Annotated in this window: 1 protein-coding gene; it reads left to right on the top strand. The window is 45.6% G+C overall.

The window, feature by feature from the left end; all coding sequences use genetic code 11:
* Window positions 1-81 precede the first annotated feature (81 nt).
* Window positions 82-1227, top strand: coding sequence for an IS4 family transposase (locus tag LRL21_RS44635; RefSeq protein WP_240422191.1), 1146 nt, complete (start codon window positions 82-84; stop codon window positions 1225-1227).
* Window positions 1228-1294: the final 67 nt, after the last annotated feature.

Here is a 1294-nt window from a genome sequence, read left to right as displayed (position 1 = left end):
TAGAAAGTTCAGACACAAAAAAATCCTTTACAATGAAATGGCAGGTAGTACCTGTCCATAATCCATTGAAAGGATTAGCCCATGGACAATAGTACCCTATTTTCTTCATTTGGTAAATGGATTTCTCCCATTTGTGCGAAGACGTTCACAGAACGAATCGCCCAAGGGGAACAAGATAAATACGTCAAAAAGTTCACGACCTATGCTTACTTAAAATTGTTCTTGCATGCTCAAATTCATCAACGAGATGGACTACGTGAAATTGCATCGGATTTGCTCTCTAAAGACTTTCAACAAGAACTCGGATTATCCTCGATTTCGGCTTCCCAACTCAGCCGGAAGCATAATCAAGTGGACCCGGCCTTGCTCGAACAGGTTTTTACGGACTTGGTCGTTCAAGTTCGCCAAAGCACAGCACCCACTTCCCTGCGTAGAGACTTTCGAATCATCGACTCTACGACCATTGGGCTCTGCTTACAGACCTACAAATGGGCTGAGTTTCGTAAAACGAAAGCCGGTGTTAAGCTCCATTTTCGGCTTGCCTACATCGATGATGAAACGCTGATTCCCGAAAAAGTCATCCTGACGCCAGCCAAGAAAAATGATCGGACCCAGTTGGATGCCCTGGTCAATGAGATCGGTCTCACTTATGTGTTCGACCGTGGTTACCTGGACTATGCCAAGTTCGACGATTACTGTGATCGCGGTATATTCTTTGTCACTCGAACCAAGAAGAATACGGTGATTCACCCGCTAGAATCTTTCACTTTGCCCACAGATAGTGAGATGCTTACGGACGAAATGGTGGTCGTCGGAACGCCACAGAAGCGAATGGAGAACGTATTACGTTTGATCCACAGCGTCGATTCCAAAGGAAATCCCGTGGCCATTCTAACCAATCGATTCGATCTCAGCGCAGATGAAATCGGGCGGATTTATCGCGAACGTTGGGCGATTGAGACCTTTTTTAAGTGGATGAAGCAGCATGTTCGAATCAAGACCTTTTACGGAACGAGTGAACGTGCGGTGATGAACCAGGTATGGATGGCACTGATCGCTTTTTGTCTGCTTGTGTTAATCAAGAAGGAGACAGGTACCCAACATAGTCTGTTGGATCTCTGTCGTTGGCTCAAAGTGTTGTTGTGGAGATCGGTGGAGGACTGGGTAGCTCGTATTCATTACAAGCCCCTTCGTTCATCGGCAGGAAGGCAAAGCAAACGTTGCTGATCCCTTCATCGATCCCCTAAATCTATAAATTACATAATATACCAAATGTACAGGCTACCTCTAAGTG

Source organism: Paenibacillus periandrae (assembly GCF_022458865.1).
Taxonomy (GTDB): domain Bacteria; phylum Bacillota; class Bacilli; order Paenibacillales; family NBRC-103111; genus Paenibacillus_S; species Paenibacillus_S periandrae.
The sequence above is the reverse complement of the archived record's forward strand: the minus strand, read 5'-3'. Positions and strand labels throughout refer to the sequence as shown.